Raw genomic sequence first — 15,714 nt, 5'->3', positions numbered from 1 at the left:
AGGACCGCCGGGGCGCGTGCCGGCTCATGACGCCAGCGCCGCCCGCCCGCCAAGCGCCGCTTCGGCCAGCTTGCATCCCAGCGGATCGTCAAGCCGCGCCGCCTCGGCCCCGAGACGGCCCGCCAGACGCGCGACCTCGGCGGGGTTCGCGGCCGAGACGTCAATGCGCTCTTCGGGGTCCGCGGCGAGATCGAACAGGATGGCCTGCCCATCCTCGAGGATGAGCTTGTGGCGTCCGTCGAACACCGCCCGCTGGCGCCGCCGCGCCCTCGGGTCGGCATCGCTGTCGCGCATGATGTTGTGGGTCTCGTTCTCGATATAGGCGATGTCGCGCCAGTCCGGCGCCTCGCCGCGGATCAGAGGCATCAGGCTGCGGCCTTGCAGGTCCGCCGGCGCCGCCACCCCGGCGATATCCAGCATCGTCGGCATCAGGTCTTGCAGGCCGATCAATTCGTCGATGACCAGATTGTCGGCAATGCCCGGCCCCCGCATCAGAAACGGCACATGCACGGAATCCTCGGTGCAGACGAATTTCGATGTCACCCCGTCGCGGGCGCGAAAGGTCTCGCCGTGATCGGAGTAGTAGAACACGATGGTATTCCCGGCCTGCCCGGTCTCTTCCAGCGCCGCCATGATCCGGCCGACACAGCGGTCGAGCGCGGTGACCGAACCGTAGTAGCCCGGGCACGGCACGCCCATGCGCCGGTAATGGTCCATCGTGTCCAGCGGGCAGGAGAACGGATCATGCGGCGGATACCAGGAGATCACCGAACAGAACGGGCGCGTCGTCTCGCGTTCGCGCAGCCAGGTGATCATCGCGTCGGTGTCGCGGTCGGGAATATAGGTGCCGCCCTGAAAATGCTGGCGGTGATCCTGCCAGTGCCCGCCCCAGGAATTGAACGCATGCCATTCGTCGAACGGCCCCGGGTTGGCCTCGCCCAGATGCCATTTTCCCCAATAGCCGCATTGATAGCCGGCGCCGCGCAGCAGGGCAAAGACGGTCCGATCGGTCAGCCCGCGGTCGGCCAGCAGATCGGGCACGCCATAGACGTTTTTCTCGATGCCGTGGCTGTGGGGGAACTTGCCGGTCCACATCGAGGCCCGCGCCGGGGTGCAGACCGGAAACACCGTCCGGCACTGGCTGAACCGCGCGCCATCGCGCGCCATCCGGTCAAGGTAGGGCGCCGAGACGAAGCTGTTGCCATAGCTGGGCAGGCTGTCGGCGCGCTGCTGATCGCTGAACAGGACGAGGATATTCGGTTGGTCTGTCATGGGGCTCTCCTGTCAAAGATGATGAAACGGTGTGCCGGCCGGCCGGTGCAGCGGATCGGCCGAGCGGGCGATCTCGCGCGCCAGATCCGCGCCCGCCCGGTCGCCAACCCGCTCGGCAAGCGCGGCCATCTCCTGCGCCAGTTCCCGAACCAGCGGCATGGTGTCCTTGAACCTGGTGAGCTCGTCCATCGGCGTGCGCCGGTGCGGCGCGCCGAACAGATCGAATTCCTCTTCCGGGTCGATGCAGGTGTCGAACAGGCTGTGCCGGCCCTTGTCGAAGCTCAGGATCAGCTTGTGGCGCCCGGTCCAGATGGCGCGCTGATCCCAGGACGGAAAGGTGCCGTAATAGGCCCGGCCCTTCTCGGCCTCAAAGGTCACCGCGATATGGCGCAGGTGGCGGTTGTGGATATAGAGCGCCCGGCGCCAGGCCGTCGGCCGGCCGGCCATCAGCGGCAGAAGGCTCTCACCATCGGCATCCGCCAGATCGGCCCCGGCCATCGCCGCGATGGTGGGGGCCAGATCGTGCAATCCGACAATCTGCGCCAGCCGCACCCCCGCCGGCCCGCCGGGCCCCCGGATCACCAGCGGCACCCGGATGCAATCGTCGTAACAGGTGTGGCCGCCCCGGTTGACGGCATCGCGAAACTTGAACTGATCGCCGACCACCGAACTGTAGATCACCGCCGTGGTCCCGGCCCTGCCCGTGGCCGCAAGCGCGTCGAGGATCTGCCCGACCGCGCGGTCGCAGGCGGTCACCGCCGCGTGGTGCATGGCCAGCGGAATGCCCTTGCCGCGATAGAGATCCAGAACCTCCGCCGGCAGATCGTCGGTTTCCCCGTCCAGTTCCGGAAGGGTGACCAGGGTAAAGCGCGGCCCGGTGCCGCCGGCCAACGCATCGCGGGCCCGTTCCGCAGTGCGGCGCAGCCCCTCGGGGCCCGGCGCGGGCGTGATCTCGGTCAGCGCGTATCCGGCCGCGGCCAGACAGCGGCCCAGCGGGCTTTCGGCCAGCGTCACCGGCGCGGCATCCGCGGCCGGATAGCGACCGCTGAGGATCGACATCCGCGACGGACCGGGGGCGGGAAAGATCGTGGCGGCCTTGTCGAACCAGACCCCCTCGGCCGCCAGCCGGTCGATGTGGGGCGTATGGACAAGCTGCCCCCCGCCGGCGCCGGTGTAGTCGCGCCTGTGCCTGTTGGCGAGGATGAGAAGTATGTCGGGGTGCTTGTGCATGTCCTGTCTCCGTCTGCCGGACGCAGCTGCGGCGTCGGCCTTCGCCGTGCCGGTGCCCGCCGGCACCCTGGGGGAATTTCCTTACGACTTGGGGGCCCACGCCCCGCATCCGAGGAGGCGGATGCGGGGCGAAGGTCCGGCTCAGGGAGCGAGCCAGATGTCCCAGGCGCGGATCACCCGGCGCGGATCGAGATCGCCTTGCCCAACACCCCGGCCTGATAGTCTTCGAAGGCCTTTTTGCGCTCCTCGAAGGTCAGGCCGGTTCTGACGCGATGGGCGGCGTCCTCGATTTCGGGAAAGGTCACGCCCTGAAGCGACCCGTCTCCGGAAAAGTGGCGCAGCATGCCGAACGGCCCGATCGACGGAGCCATGCCGAAACCGCCAATGATGATCGTCCAGCTCTCGCGCTCGACCCGCAGCGCCGACCAGGTGGCGGCGTTCTGCGCGTTGATGCGGGTCTTGATGCCCAGCTTGCCGAGCTGATCGGCCAGCGCGATGGCATAATCCCGCAGCGCCGCCTCGTCCGAGATCGTCAGGATCTCGATCTCTTCACCATCATAGGCGCTCTGCGCCAGCAGCTCTTTCGCCTTGTCGACATCGCCGAGGTTGTAGGTCTCGATCCCGGCATCGGAGTAATAGGGGAAACCGTCATACTGCCAGCCGTGGCCAAGCACGTAATTGCCGCCGGTGGCGAAATCGAGCAGCACCTCGAGGTCGAGCCCGACCTGCACCGCCTTGCGGAAATACTCGTCCGCGCCCAGAGGCTTGGTCAGGTTGAAGGTCTGGTGAACCATGTACCACGGCAGCACCTTGACGGCGCTGACCTCGTCCGAGGCCTCGAGCCGTGGCACATCCTGCGGCGAAACCTGGTCGGCGATATGGTAGTCGCCGGTCAGCAACCCGGCGATCTGCGCCCCCGCTTCCGGCACGGTGCGGAAGGTCACGGTATCCACATACACCGTGCGTTTGCCGCCGAATCCGTCGCGCGGCGTGGCTTCGGCCTGCTGGCTGTACGCCTCGAAACGGGCCAGCCTGATGTGGCTGTCGGGCACCCATTCGACGAATTCGAACGGCCCGGTGCCGACCGGCTTGAACTCTTCCTTGGGCAGCGCCGCGATCTCTTCGGGCATGATCCCGACGATCACCCGCGGCGAAGACAGGCTGTCGAGAAAGGTCGGATGCGGCTCGCTCATGGTGACCCGTACGGTCAGATCGTCGACCGCCTCCAGGTTCTCGACAAGCGCCATGACACCCTGGTCGACGCCGGCGTCCTTCATGCGCTGCAACGAGGCCACAACGTCGCCGGCGTCCAGCGTGCTGCCGTCGTGAAAGCGCACGCCGTCGCGCAGGGTGAAGGTATAGGTCCGGGCGTCGTCGCTCATCTCGTAGCTGGCGGCCAGTTGCGGAATGATGTCGCCGGTCTCGCCGCGCGTGACCACGCCTTCGAACATATGGGCCGACACATACCGCGTCGCCACACCGGTCGAGGCATGCGGATCGACACTTGGAAGCGTCACGGCCATCGCGACGACAAGGTCGCCGCCCTTGGCCGGATCCTGGGCCGAGGCGGGGGCCGTCAGGCCAAGCGTCGCGGCCAGCGCGGCGGCCGCCATTGCTCTGAATTTCATTTCAAGTCCTCCCGTTGTTGTAGGCTTGGGCCGATTAGCCGGCATTTTGCCTTTCCTCGCAACGCGGAGTTTCGAGCTTTACCATTCCAATCCGGAATGATGTCATCGAGGCTTAGGCGTTGCGTGCCGGCGGGCCTTGTCGCCATTCTGGACGGGCAAGCCGGCGCCTGATGCACACAGGGCCGGAGGGGAGGACATGGAAACACGCCACGCACATATCGTTCGCGAGATCGCCGAGACGGGCCGGTTCTCGAAAGCGGCAGAGCGGCTTGGCATGGGGCAATCGGCCCTGAGCAAGATCGTCATGCGCATCGAGGATGAATTCGGCTTCAAGGTCTTCGACCGGGGGCCGCAGGGCGCGGCGCTGACGCCCTTTGGCCGGCTGTTCCTGGAATATGCCACGGTGCTCGAGCGCGAGACCCGCGATCTCAAGAGCGTGGCCACCTCGATGCGCAAGGGCCAGAGCGGGCATTTCCGCATCGGCGCCGGCCAGACCTGGGTTTCCGACCAGCTGCCCGAGATCTTCGTGCGCATGCACCGGCAGCGCCCCGGGCTGCGGATCAGCGTCTTTACCGGCTCGGTCACCGATATCCTGGCCCGGCTGAAGTCCGGCCAGATCGATCTGGCCTTTACCGCCATGACCGTGCCGCTCGGCCCCGACCTGTGTTCGGAAAACCTGACCTATGGCCAGTTGCGTGTCGTGGCGCGCCCCGGCCACCCGCTGGCCCGGCTCGACCGACCCTGCCGCTTTCACGAGATGATGGGCTATGACTGGGTGGTCGGCGAATGCAGCGAAAGCGATCTCACCTGGAACTGGCTGACCAGCACCGCGCAGAACCGGGGCCTGCCCAAACCCAACGTGATCCTGGAAACCCCGCAGCGGGAACTGGCCACCCAGGCGCTGATCAACAGCGATCTTCTGGGATTCCAGCCGCGCAACGCCAAGGCGGTGCGCACCGGCCAGCTCGCCGTCATCTCCGAGGTGCGCGTCGCCCGGATGCGCGCCACCGGCATGGTCTGGCGCAAGAACCGGCAGATCCCCTCGGGGCTGCACTTCATCATGGAGACCGCCCGGGCCTTCATAGCGGACCGCGATGCCGGGATGGAGCCTTCCGATTCCCTTGAACACGAGCGCTGAAAATCATGTCCAGATACATCCTCAAACGTTTGCTCAGCGCGATCCCGGTGCTGCTGCTGGTCAGCATTGCCGCCTTCGTGCTGATCCAGCTGGTGCCGGGCGATGCCGCCGCGATCATCGCCGGACCCGATGCCTCGAATGACGAGGTCGAATTCGTGCGCCGCCAGCTCGGCCTCGACCGCCCCTGGCCGCTGCGGCTCCAGGATTGGATCTTCGGGCTGGCCCAGGGCGACCTGGGCTATTCCTACATCCTGAACCGGCCGGTGACCGAGGCGATCCTCGAACGGCTGCCGGTCACCCTGTCGCTGGCCGGCCTCTCGATCATCTTCGCCACCGTCCTCGGGGTGGCCCTGGGCGTGCTGGCGGCGGTCTTTCACCGCAGCTGGATCGACGCGCTGGCGATGACGGTCGCGCTGTTCGGCGTCTCGGTGCCGAACTTCTGGTTCGGCCTGATCGCGATCCTGATCTTTGCCGTCGGCCTCGGCTGGTTCCCCCCGGGCGGCTATGTCTCACCGACCGAGTCGTTCACCGGCTGGCTGTCGGCCATGGCGCTGCCAGCGCTGACGCTGGGCACCGCCTCGATGGGCCAGATTTCGCGGTTTTCCCGCTCGGTGATGCTGGAACAACTGGGCCAGGACTATGTGCGCACCGCGCGGGCCAAGGGGCTGGGGCAGGGAAATGTCATCGGCCGGCACGCGCTCAAGAACGCGATGATCCCGATCCTGACGGTGATCGGCATTTCCTTCTCGCTGACCATGGCCGGGGCGATCATCGTGGAATCGGTGTTTTCCCTGAACGGCCTCGGCCGGCTGATGCTGCATGGCATCCAGCGCCGCGACTACCCCGTTCTTCAGGGCGGCATGCTCGTCATCGCCTTTTCCTTCGTCATCATCAACCTGCTGGTGGATATCCTCTATTCCTGGCTCGACCCCCGGGTGCGCTATGACTGACCTGACTGCCTTCCGAAGCTTTTCGACACGGCTGACAACCCGGATGTCGGCGGCCCATCTGCCGCTGCTGATCGGCGGCGTCATCTTCGGCCTTATCGTGCTGGCCGCCGCCCTTGGCCCCTTCCTCACCCCCTACGGCCCCGAGGACACCTCGCTGATGGAGCGGTTCAAGGGCCCCTCGCTGGCGCATCCCTTCGGCACCGACAGCTTTGGCCGGGATATCCTGTCGCGTGTCCTGCACGGCGGCCATGTCTCTCTGGGCATCGGGCTGGCGGTGATCACCATCTCGGCCGGGCTGGGCATCGCGATCGGCGCCACGGCGGGGTATTTTCCCAGGCTCGACAACCCGATCATGCGGGTGATGGATGCCGGCGAGGCCTTTCCCACCCTGCTGATGGCCATCGCCCTTGCCGCCGTGCTCGGGCCGGGGATCACCAATGTCATCCTGGCGCTCGGGGTGGCCTATGCGCCGCGCACCGCGCGCATCGTACGGGCCTCGATCCTGGTGCTGTCGCAACAACAGTTCGTCGAGGCCGCCCGCGCCTCCGGCGCCGGGCCGTTGCGGATCATCGGCCTGCATCTGCTGCCCAATGCCATGGCGCCGGTGGTGGTGCAGATGACCTTCATCTTTGCCGATGCGGTCCTCGCCGAGGCGGCGCTGAGCTTTATCGGGGTCGGCCCGCCGCCGCCGGCGCCGACCTGGGGCAATATCATCGCCGACGGCAGAACCTATCTCTACTCCGCCTCCTGGATCACCCTGTTCCCCGGGCTCGCGATCTTTCTGACCGTGCTGTCCCTGAACCTCATGGGCGACGGTCTGCGCGATCTGCTCGACCCCAGACTGAAAAAGGTAACCTGACCGATGGCCGAGCCCCTTCTCGACGTCTCCGACCTGACCATCGCCCTCAAGATCGGAGCCCGCTCGATCAACATCGTCGACGGCATCTCCTTTCGCATCGACCCCGGTGGCCGGCTGGGGGTGGTGGGGGAATCCGGCTCCGGCAAGAGCATGATCGCCCTGGCGCTGACGGGGCTGCTGCCCAATGTCATGCAGCTTGTGTCGGGCTCGATCCGGTTCCAGGGCGAGGCGCTGGAACTGGCCCCCCCGGCGCGCATGCGCCAAATCCGGGGCCGCGACATCTCGCTGGTGTTCCAGGAGCCGGCGACGGCGCTGAACCCGGTCTTCACCACCGGCCGCCAGGTCTCCGAGGTGCTGCGAGAACACGAGAAGATCTCGGCGCGCGAGGCCCGCAACCGCACCATCGAGCTGTTCCGCCAGGTCGGCATTCCGGCGCCCGAGCGGCGGATCTCGGATTATCCGCACCAGATGTCAGGCGGCATGCGCCAGCGGGTGATGATCGCCATGGCGCTGGCCTGCCGCCCCCGGCTGCTGATCGCCGACGAGCCGACCACCGCGCTCGACGCCACCATTCAGGAACAGATCATCGACCTTCTGGCCGCGCTTCAGGAGGAAACCGGCGTCGCGGTCATGCTGATCAGCCACGATCTGCCGCTGGTGGCGGAATTCGCCGAGCAGGTGATGGTGATGTACGCCGGGCGGGTGGCGGAAATCGCGCCGGCCGACACGATCTTCGAGGCCGCGATGCATCCTTACACCCGGGGGCTGATCGCCTGCGCCATCGGGCTCGAAACCGGCACCTCCCGCCTGCCCACGATCGAGGGCCAGGTGCCGCCGCCGCTGCAATTTCCGCCGGGCTGCCGCTTTGCCTCGCGCTGTCCCCATGCCGCAGCGCAATGCGCACAATCGGTGCCCGGGCTTCAGCCGATCGGGCCGCAGCATGTCGCCGCCTGTCTCAGGCTCGACCAGATGACCAAACTCGAGGTGGCCTCATGAGCGACACCCTGGATGCGCCGCTGATCGAGGTCCGCGATCTTCAGAAGCTTTTCCCGATCAGGTCCGGCCTGCTCGGCCGGGCCGCGGGCCATGTCAGGGCGGTGGACGGCATCAGCTTTGACATCCGCTCGGGCGAGACCCTCGGGCTGGTTGGCGAAAGCGGATCGGGCAAGACCACGGTCAGCCGCATGCTGCTGCGGTTGCTCGACACCAGCGCCGGGCAGATCCGCTTTGACGGCCATGACGTGACGGCGCTCCGGGGGCGCGACCTGAAGGCGCTGCGCAGCCAGATGCAGATCGTGTTTCAGGATCCATTCGGTTCGCTCAACCCGCGCATGACCGCCCGGCGGATCATTTCCGAACCGATGGTCATCGCCGGCACCATGGACCGTGCCGCCCGCCATGCGCGGGTTGACGAATTGCTCGACCGGGTCGGCCTGCCCCGGTCGATGGCCGACCGCTATCCGCATCAGTTCTCGGGGGGCAGCGGCAGCGCATCGGGATCGCGCGGGCGCTGGCGCTGACGCCGCGGTTCCTGGTCTGCGACGAGGCGGTATCCGCCCTCGACCTCTCGATCCAGGCGCAGATCGTGAACCTGCTGCGCGACTTGCAGAAAGAGCTGGGCCTCACAACGCTGTTCGTGGCCCATGACCTTCAGGTGGTGCGCTATATCTCGGATCGCGTCGCGGTGATGTATCTCGGACGCATCGTCGAGCTTGCCCCGACCGAGCAGCTGTATGACCGGCCGGCGCATCCGTATACACGGATGCTCCTGGGCGCCGCCCCGCGGCTGCTGTCGCGCCGCAGCCGCAGCCGCACCGGCAAGACCTCGGTGGAGATGCCCAACCCGATCACGCCACCCGCAGGCTGTCCGTTCCATCCCAGGTGCCCGATCGCCACCGCGCTTTGCAGCCGCGACGTGCCGCCGCTCCGGCGGCGGCCGGACGGGCGTGACGTGGCCTGCCATCACCCCGACGGGTGACCGACGGATCACCGCCCAGGCGATTCCCGCGCACCGCCGCCCCCGGCCGCGCGCCGGCGGCAAAGGGCCGGGTGCCGCCCCTCGGGCGGCCTGAAATCCGGGCGACCCTCTGCCTCGGGCCAGCCCGACCTGCACCTTCGTATAGTCGTGTCGCCATCTGCGCCGGGTCGCTAGACCTTGGCGCTGCGCACCGGGACTATTTCGTCGCCTATGCTCCCTCAGGACAAGTTCATTCACCAAGGGAGCAGAGGCGCGGTGCCCAAGATCACCCGGACAACACGGCACGGCCCACGGCAAGCGGTCATGTTTCCCCGCCGCAGCCGGGCCGGGCACGCCAAACCCGGGCCGCATGCCGCGCAATCCGCGCGCCCTGCCCTTCAGAGCAAAGGAGTAACCCGGTCATGATTATAGGCCTCGCAACGCTCTCCATCCTCTTCGGCGGCGCCTGCGGCATCGCGGCGTTCTGCGCCGAGTTCGGGGCAATGCAATCGCTGATGATCTATGCGGTTGTCGGCCTGATGCCCTTTCTGCTGATGCCGCTTGTCGGTTCGCCACAGCCGGTCCGCGCGGACATCCGCACCGAAGACATGCGCGCGCCCGGGGCCGGCGTCCCGAGGTTGCACGGCAAAAGGGACATCTGACCGGCCGGGCGCCGCCTGGCCGTCGCGGCAAGGCGCCATGTGTCCGGCGCCTCCGGTAAAGGAAACGAGTTTTGTGATGTATAACGATTTCAGCTGGGTATCTCTCCTCCAGAAAAGCCGCCGGACCGGCTGGGTCATCCTGATCTGGCTGGTCACGGCGGTCGCCGCGCTCGGGCACGGGGCCTGGCTCGGGACCGGCACCATCGACGTGTCAGACGCCTCGCGCAACGAGATCCGGGCCCGCATCCAGAGCGGACAGCCGGCGCTCTCGCCGGGCGACATCGTCGAGGTCTATTCCAGCTTTCCGGCCATCGTGGCGGGCACGCAGGACGGTCCGGGCGGCTATGCCACCATGTATGTTCCTGCCGGCGCCGAAGTGGTCGGCGCCTATATCACGGATGCCAGCGGAAATCCGATTCCGGCGCGCCCGGGGCTGGCCTCGACCGGCAGCGGCGTCGCCAAGGGCTGGGGGCCGAAGGGGCAGCAGGCCTTCGACGATTCCCTGTTCGGCTGGCAGCCCGAGGACGACACGCTCTGTTCCGTCGCGGGCTATACCACCGCCGATTGCAACAACGGGCTCGCCTATATCTACGGCGACACCGGCATCTTCTATTCCACCCGCGACGACACCGCGCTCTTTGCCAACGGGTCGGACCGGGCGACGCTGGAAAACGGCTATCTGGTCGATCCGACCAACGGCACCCCCTGGACAACCGTCGGCGGCACCGGCACCGCTCGGGTGCACAACAAATGGGACGCGGTGCAGGTCAATGCCTTCGGGTCGGGCGGCTCGATCTTCGACAACGGCTTTTCAACCGCCGAACAGACCTCGATCACCGGCGGGCGCGGCGCCACGCCGTTCCGCTCGGGCAGCCCGGTGGCCGGCCCCGACAGCGGCAGCGACTGGGACCGCTACGGCACAACCGGCCCCTGGCAACGCATCCAGTACGACGGCTCCTGCCGGGCCGACGATCCGGCCATTCCCGGCGGCGAAGGCCCGGCCAACGGCGACGGCTCGGTCTATCCCGAAACCACCGATCCCGGCGTGAACTCGGTCGCGGTCTGTAGCGATGCCTCGACCACCGGCTTCGATCTCAACACCTCCGACCTCACCGCCCTGCCCGCCGGCACCAACGCCGTGCGCTTTGCCTTCGGCGGCATCGCCGAGAACGAGGTCTATTACGGCGCGCTGCGGCTGCGGATTACCGATCCCGATGCGCTGGGGCCGATCAATGCCGAAGGCCACGGCGGTGACAGCGCCCAGGGCGGCGCCGCCGGCAACGACAACCCTTGGCGCTACTGGGTGGCCGGCTCGTCCTCCTACGCGGTGCCTGGCAGCGAGGACATCGTCGTCGGAATCTCGATCGTCGAGGTCAACGGCGCGCCTTATGGCGGCGGCGACATCCCGCCCTCGGCCACGGTGCGCTACCGGGTGGCCTATGCCAATACCTCGCTTTCGCCGCTGACCGATGCGGCCTTGCAGGCGACCCTGCCGGCCCAGACCACGTCAACCGCCAATTTCGAGGTGATCTCGGGCGATGACATCCGCCCCGCCTCAAATCCGTCCGGCGGCACCTTCAGCTTCGCCAATATCCCGGTGCTCAACGGCCTGGGCTCCGGCGCGGTCGAATTCGACGTCACCACCAATGCCCCCGGCGGCGCCACCGTGCAGGCCGACACCCGGATCGTGGCCAATGAATCCGGCCCGGTCACCGACAGCGTGAGCGTCAATGTCACCGCCGCCCCGGTCGAGGCCCTGCCGGGCTGCACCGGCACCCGCTTTTCACTGGTCGACTGGGCCACCGACGCCCCGGCGCTGGTCGGGCAGAACGTCGCGATCTCGCGCTATGGCATCACCGGCTCGGTGGTGGCCTCCGACCTGTCGCAGCCGTTCCGCCCGGCGGCGATCGCCACCGCCAACACGCTTTACGCCGGCACCGGCGGCAACCCGATGCTCGACGCTCAATATGTGGATCTGCGGGTGACCCTGAGCCAGCCCACAAACGGCGTCTATTTCTACCTCGCCGATCTCAACGCCGACGAATCCGTGACGGTATACGGCGAGCTGGTGGGCCAGCGTGTCAGCCCGGCGATGACAAACGGCCCCGGCAGCTTTCCCATGGCCCGGGTCGCCAATGACGACGGCTCGGTCACCGGCGAGCGCACCACCACGCTGGCCTCGGACGCGGGCCAGGCCCTCTTGGTGGGCTTTTCCCAGCCGATCGACACGCTGATCATCCGCCACACCCCGCTGGTGTTCAGCGCGGCCGGCCTTTCGGGGGCGGATGGCATGCATCTGGCCGACATCCAGGCCTGCGCAGATTTCACCGATGCGCCCAGCGGTCTTGGCGATGCGCTGCACAATTTCATCGATGGCGACGCCTATCGGATCGGCGCGTCGATCTCCGGCGACGGCGGCCCCGGCAATGCCGCCAATGCCGACAGCGACGATGACGACGGCGTGTCGATCCCGCCGATGACCCAGGGGATCCTGACCACCATCACCGCCGATGTGACCGGCACCGGCGGCCTGCTGCAAGCCTGGGTCGACTGGAACGGCAATGGCACGCTCGAGGCAGGCACCGCCGAGCAGATCGCCACCGACCTGGCCGATGACGGCACCGGCGCCGATGTGGCGGCGGGCGACGGCCAGATCCAGTTCGATGTGGTGGTGCCCGGCGATGCGGTACTCGACCAGACATATGCGCGCTTTCGCTGGTCGAGCCAGCCGGCGCTTGGCGTGACCACGCCGGCCGGCAACGGCGAGGTCGAGGATTACGCCGTGGTTGTCGCCGCCGCCCCGGTGGTCGACCGTGGCGATGCGCCGGAAAGCTACGGCGATCCGCAGCACGTCATTGCCGAGGCCGGGGTGGCCGGCACCTACCTCGGCTCGGTGCCGCCCGACCCCGATGCCACCACGCAATACAGCGCCAATGCCACCGGCGATGATCTCGATGGCAGCGACGACGAAGACGGCGTGATCCTGCCGCAGCTCTTTCAGGGCGGAACCACCGAGATCTCGGTGGTGGTCAACGAAGTCACCGGCGGCGTCAGCGGAGTGACCGGCGCGGTCGCCTATCTTCAGGCCTGGATCGATTTCGACGGCGACGGCAGCTTCGACGCCGGCGACATGATCGCCGCGGACCTTCAGGATGGCTCGGCCGGCGACAAGGACGGCGTGCTGAACGGCATCATCGTCTTTGACGTCGACACGCCGGCCAATGCCACGCTCTTTCCCACCTTTGCGCGCTTCCGCTGGTCGACAACCGCGGGCGTGGTGCAACTGGCGATCGATGGCGAGGTCGAGGATTATCAGCTGACCATCTCGGGCGATGCCCCGCCGGTGACCTGCGATGCCGGGCTCTACCAGATCGCCACCACCAATTCGACGCTGAAGCGGCTGGCCTTCACCGCCGGGCTGACCGGCTATACCCTCAACCTCCAGGACATCGGCTCGGCCGGGCAAAACCTGAACGGCGGCTGGGGCTACAGCGTGGTCGATGGCTATCTCTATGCCGTCCGAAGCGGCAAGCGCGAGCTCTGGCGCGTCGACGGCGGCGGCACCTTCACCCGGATGCCCGATCCGCCGGGCAGCATCAAGAAAGGCACCAATGCCGGCGACATCCTCGAAAACGGGGTGATGGTCTACAAGGCCGACAACAACACCTTTCAGCTGCTCGACATTTCGAACGCCGATGCCGCAGTGGACAATGGGCTTCTGGAGCTCGACACCAACGTCAACACCGTCGATTTCGCCTATAACGCAATCGACGGAAACCTCTACGGCATCGACGGCAGCACCGACCGGATCTTCCGGGTCTCGGCCAATGGCGGCAATGCCAGCGTCGGCACCGAGGCGGTCACCCTGTTCGGCCCGGCCACCTATACCGGCACCTATGGCGCGGTCTGGTTCGACGACACCGGGCGGTTCTACATCTATGACAACAATACCAACGAGATCTTTCTGGTCGACACCACCACCGGGCTGCGTCAGCTGATCGCGGTCAGCCAGGATGACGAGGGCGGCACCAATGACGGCGCGTCCTGCCGCGGCCCCTCGGCCATTCCCTACGGCAGCATGTCCGGCAACGTCTATATCGACCAGGACGGCTCTGACGCCAAGGACGGCGCCGAAATCAACCTGGGCGGCGGCATCGCGATCAATGTCCATGACGACCGGGGCACGCCCAACGACATTACCGACGATATCTTCCTCAAGACGGTCGACACCCTGGCCGACGGCACCTTCAATGTCGGCGATCTCTCACCCGGCACGACCTATCGCGTCGAGGTCGACGTGACCGACAGCGATCTGCCTGCGGGGTCGCAGATCGGCACCTCCAACCCGATTGTCGGGGTGACGGTCACCCCCTATGGCAACACGCCCGACATCAATTTCGGTTTCGACCCGCAGGAAAGCGACCTGTCGCTTACCAAGGTGGCCTATGCCAACGGCGGCAATACCGTCATCACCCAGGCGGCACCGGGCGACCTGATCGACTTCGTGATCTCGATCAACAACGCCGGTCCCGGCTCGCCGTCGGGGGTGACGGTGATCGAGAACCTGCCCTCGGGCTTCCAATACGTCAGCGACGATGCCCCCGCGACCGGCGACTATTACGATCCCGCCAACGGCGTCTGGTTCGTCGATGAAATCCTGCCCGGCGCGATCGAGGAACTGCGCATCACCGCGCGGGTGCTGGCGACCGGCAACCACGTCAACTCGGTCGAGATCATCGCAAGCTCGCTCGACGACCGCGACAGCGATCCCGCGGTCGGCGCCGCGGTCGACGATCTCAACGATGGCCTGGCCGACGACGACGAAGACAGCTATGCGATCTCGCTTTATGCCGGCGAGCGGCGGCTCTCTGGGCGGATTTTCCTCGACAACGGCAGCGGCGGCGGCACCGCGCATGACGGGCTGGTCAATGGCGGCGAAGTCGGCGCGCCCGAGGTCCGGCTGCTGATCACCGACAGCACCGGCGGCGTGATCGCCGCGCCGCTGATCGATGACGACGGAAGCTGGAACTACGCGCTCGATGCCGCCCACAGCGGGCCGATCACCCTGAGCGTCACCGACAACCCGGATTACATGCCGGTCTCCGAAACCAAGAGGGGCCTGCCGACGCTGGTTGATCCCGATCCGCGCGACGGCAGCTTCACCTTCACCCCGGCGACCGAGACCGATTACGCCGGGCTCGACTTCGGCCTGATCGCCGCACCGCGCCTGACCGAGGACCAGACCGCCGCCATCGCCGCCGGCCAGGTCGCGCTTCTGAGCCATGAATACGCCGCGACCACCACCGGCACCGTGCTGTTCAGCTACAGCCAGGTGTCGATGACACCCGAAAACGCCTTCAGCGCCGCGATCTACGCCGACACCGATTGCGACGGCGAACCCGAGGCGCCGCTGAACGCGGCGGTGGCGGTGCAGGCGGGCGACCGGCTCTGCGTGATCTCGCGGGTCATGGCCAGCGGCGGCGTCACCCAGGGCGCGCGGCTGACCTACCGGCTCGACGCCGCGACGGCGCTGGATGCCACCCCGCTGACCCATGTTGCCAGCAACACCGACCGGGTCGAGACCGGCAGCGGCCTGGGCCAGCTCAAGCTGACCAAGACGGTGCGCAACGAAACCCAGGGCACCGCCGAGGGCACCGCCAATGCCGGCGCCGCCGGCGACGTGCTGGAATACCGTATCCGGCTCGAGAACCAGAGCAACGCGGCGGCGCTCGACGTGGTGATCTTTGACCGCACCCCGGCCTATACCAGCCTGGCCGAGCCGGTGCCCAGCCCGGTCGCCGTCGGCGGCGCGCTCAGCTGCGCGGTGGTTGTGCCCGCCAGCAATATCGCGGGCTATTCCGGCCCGTTGCGCTGGGATTGCGCCGGCAGCTATCCTCCGGCCTCCGACGGTTCGGTCTCTTTCAAGGTGCGCATCGATCCCTGAGCCCGGCCGGCCAGGCCCCCCGGCCCGGGTGGCCACCCCAAGCTTTACGGGTATAAACTCCCGGAATAGGGGGG

At 67.3% G+C, this 15,714-nt stretch carries 11 protein-coding genes; 8 read left to right on the top strand and 3 right to left on the bottom strand.

The features are described from left to right. Positions 1–24 precede the first annotated feature (24 nt). From BMW90_RS17455 to BMW90_RS17445, 3 genes are all read right to left on the bottom strand, one after another. Complete coding sequence (locus BMW90_RS17455; RefSeq protein WP_074837681.1) at positions 25–1,272, bottom strand: sulfatase family protein; 1,248 nt, start codon at positions 1,270–1,272, stop codon at positions 25–27. A 12-nt stretch (positions 1,273–1,284) separates the two neighbouring features. After that, complete coding sequence (locus tag BMW90_RS17450; RefSeq protein WP_074837680.1) at positions 1,285–2,502, bottom strand: sulfatase family protein; 1,218 nt, start codon at positions 2,500–2,502, stop codon at positions 1,285–1,287. A 173-nt stretch (positions 2,503–2,675) separates the two neighbouring features. Beyond that, on the bottom strand, positions 2,676–4,130 hold the full coding sequence (locus BMW90_RS17445; RefSeq protein WP_170850578.1) for an ABC transporter substrate-binding protein: 1,455 nt from the start codon (positions 4,128–4,130) through the stop codon (positions 2,676–2,678). 196 nt (positions 4,131–4,326) lie between these two features. Between BMW90_RS17445 and BMW90_RS17440 the strand changes: the two genes are divergently transcribed. The 8 genes from BMW90_RS17440 to BMW90_RS17410 all read left to right on the top strand — a co-directional run bounded on the left by BMW90_RS17440 (position 4,327) and on the right by BMW90_RS17410 (position 15,640). Then, entirely contained in the window at positions 4,327–5,268 is a 942-nt protein-coding gene (locus BMW90_RS17440; protein ID WP_048535173.1) for a LysR family transcriptional regulator, read from the top strand. Between the two features lie 5 nt (positions 5,269–5,273). Further along, positions 5,274–6,218: an ABC transporter permease gene (locus BMW90_RS17435; protein ID WP_074837678.1), complete on the top strand. Its 945-nt coding sequence runs from the start codon at positions 5,274–5,276 to the stop codon at positions 6,216–6,218. Continuing rightward, on the top strand, positions 6,211–7,077 hold the full coding sequence (locus BMW90_RS17430; RefSeq protein ID WP_048535168.1) for an ABC transporter permease: 867 nt from the start codon (positions 6,211–6,213) through the stop codon (positions 7,075–7,077). Before BMW90_RS17435 ends, BMW90_RS17430 begins: the two co-directional genes overlap by 8 nt. Before the next feature lie 3 nt (positions 7,078–7,080). Continuing rightward, entirely contained in the window at positions 7,081–8,073 is a 993-nt protein-coding gene (locus BMW90_RS17425; RefSeq protein WP_074837677.1) for an ABC transporter ATP-binding protein, read from the top strand. Continuing rightward, complete coding sequence (locus BMW90_RS27035) at positions 8,070–8,597, top strand: ATP-binding cassette domain-containing protein (RefSeq protein WP_244526541.1); 528 nt, start codon at positions 8,070–8,072, stop codon at positions 8,595–8,597. Before BMW90_RS17425 ends, BMW90_RS27035 begins: the two co-directional genes overlap by 4 nt. Before the next feature lie 65 nt (positions 8,598–8,662). Next, on the top strand, positions 8,663–9,055 hold the full coding sequence (locus tag BMW90_RS27030) for an oligopeptide/dipeptide ABC transporter ATP-binding protein (RefSeq protein WP_244526540.1): 393 nt from the start codon (positions 8,663–8,665) through the stop codon (positions 9,053–9,055). Positions 9,056–9,456: 401 nt separating this feature from the next. After that, on the top strand, positions 9,457–9,696 hold the full coding sequence (locus BMW90_RS17415) for a hypothetical protein (RefSeq protein ID WP_074837676.1): 240 nt from the start codon (positions 9,457–9,459) through the stop codon (positions 9,694–9,696). Between the two features lie 76 nt (positions 9,697–9,772). Beyond that, positions 9,773–15,640 (top strand): DUF11 domain-containing protein, encoded by a 5,868-nt coding sequence (locus BMW90_RS17410; protein WP_074837675.1) that lies wholly within the window; start codon positions 9,773–9,775, stop codon positions 15,638–15,640. Positions 15,641–15,714 lie beyond the last annotated feature (74 nt).

The organism is Marinovum algicola (assembly GCF_900109145.1).
Lineage (GTDB): Bacteria > Pseudomonadota > Alphaproteobacteria > Rhodobacterales > Rhodobacteraceae > Marinovum > Marinovum algicola.
This window is presented reverse-complemented; position numbering and strand designations above follow the sequence as displayed.

Excerpts from the sequence above, each read along its gene's own strand:
- BMW90_RS17455 (WP_074837681.1), bottom strand. The coding sequence starts at position 1,272 with ATGACAGACCAACCGAATATCCTCGTCCTGTTCAGCGATCAGCAGCGC.
- BMW90_RS17450 (WP_074837680.1), bottom strand. The coding sequence starts at position 2,502 with ATGCACAAGCACCCCGACATACTTCTCATCCTCGCCAACAGGCACAGG.
- BMW90_RS17445 (WP_170850578.1), bottom strand. The coding sequence starts at position 4,130 with ATGAAATTCAGAGCAATGGCGGCCGCCGCGCTGGCCGCGACGCTTGGC.
- BMW90_RS17440 (WP_048535173.1), top strand. The coding sequence starts at position 4,327 with ATGGAAACACGCCACGCACATATCGTTCGCGAGATCGCCGAGACGGGC.
- BMW90_RS17435 (WP_074837678.1), top strand. The coding sequence starts at position 5,274 with ATGTCCAGATACATCCTCAAACGTTTGCTCAGCGCGATCCCGGTGCTG.
- BMW90_RS17430 (WP_048535168.1), top strand. The coding sequence starts at position 6,211 with ATGACTGACCTGACTGCCTTCCGAAGCTTTTCGACACGGCTGACAACC.
- BMW90_RS17425 (WP_074837677.1), top strand. The coding sequence starts at position 7,081 with ATGGCCGAGCCCCTTCTCGACGTCTCCGACCTGACCATCGCCCTCAAG.
- BMW90_RS27035 (WP_244526541.1), top strand. The coding sequence starts at position 8,070 with ATGAGCGACACCCTGGATGCGCCGCTGATCGAGGTCCGCGATCTTCAG.
- BMW90_RS17415 (WP_074837676.1), top strand. The coding sequence starts at position 9,457 with ATGATTATAGGCCTCGCAACGCTCTCCATCCTCTTCGGCGGCGCCTGC.
- BMW90_RS17410 (WP_074837675.1), top strand. The coding sequence starts at position 9,773 with ATGTATAACGATTTCAGCTGGGTATCTCTCCTCCAGAAAAGCCGCCGG.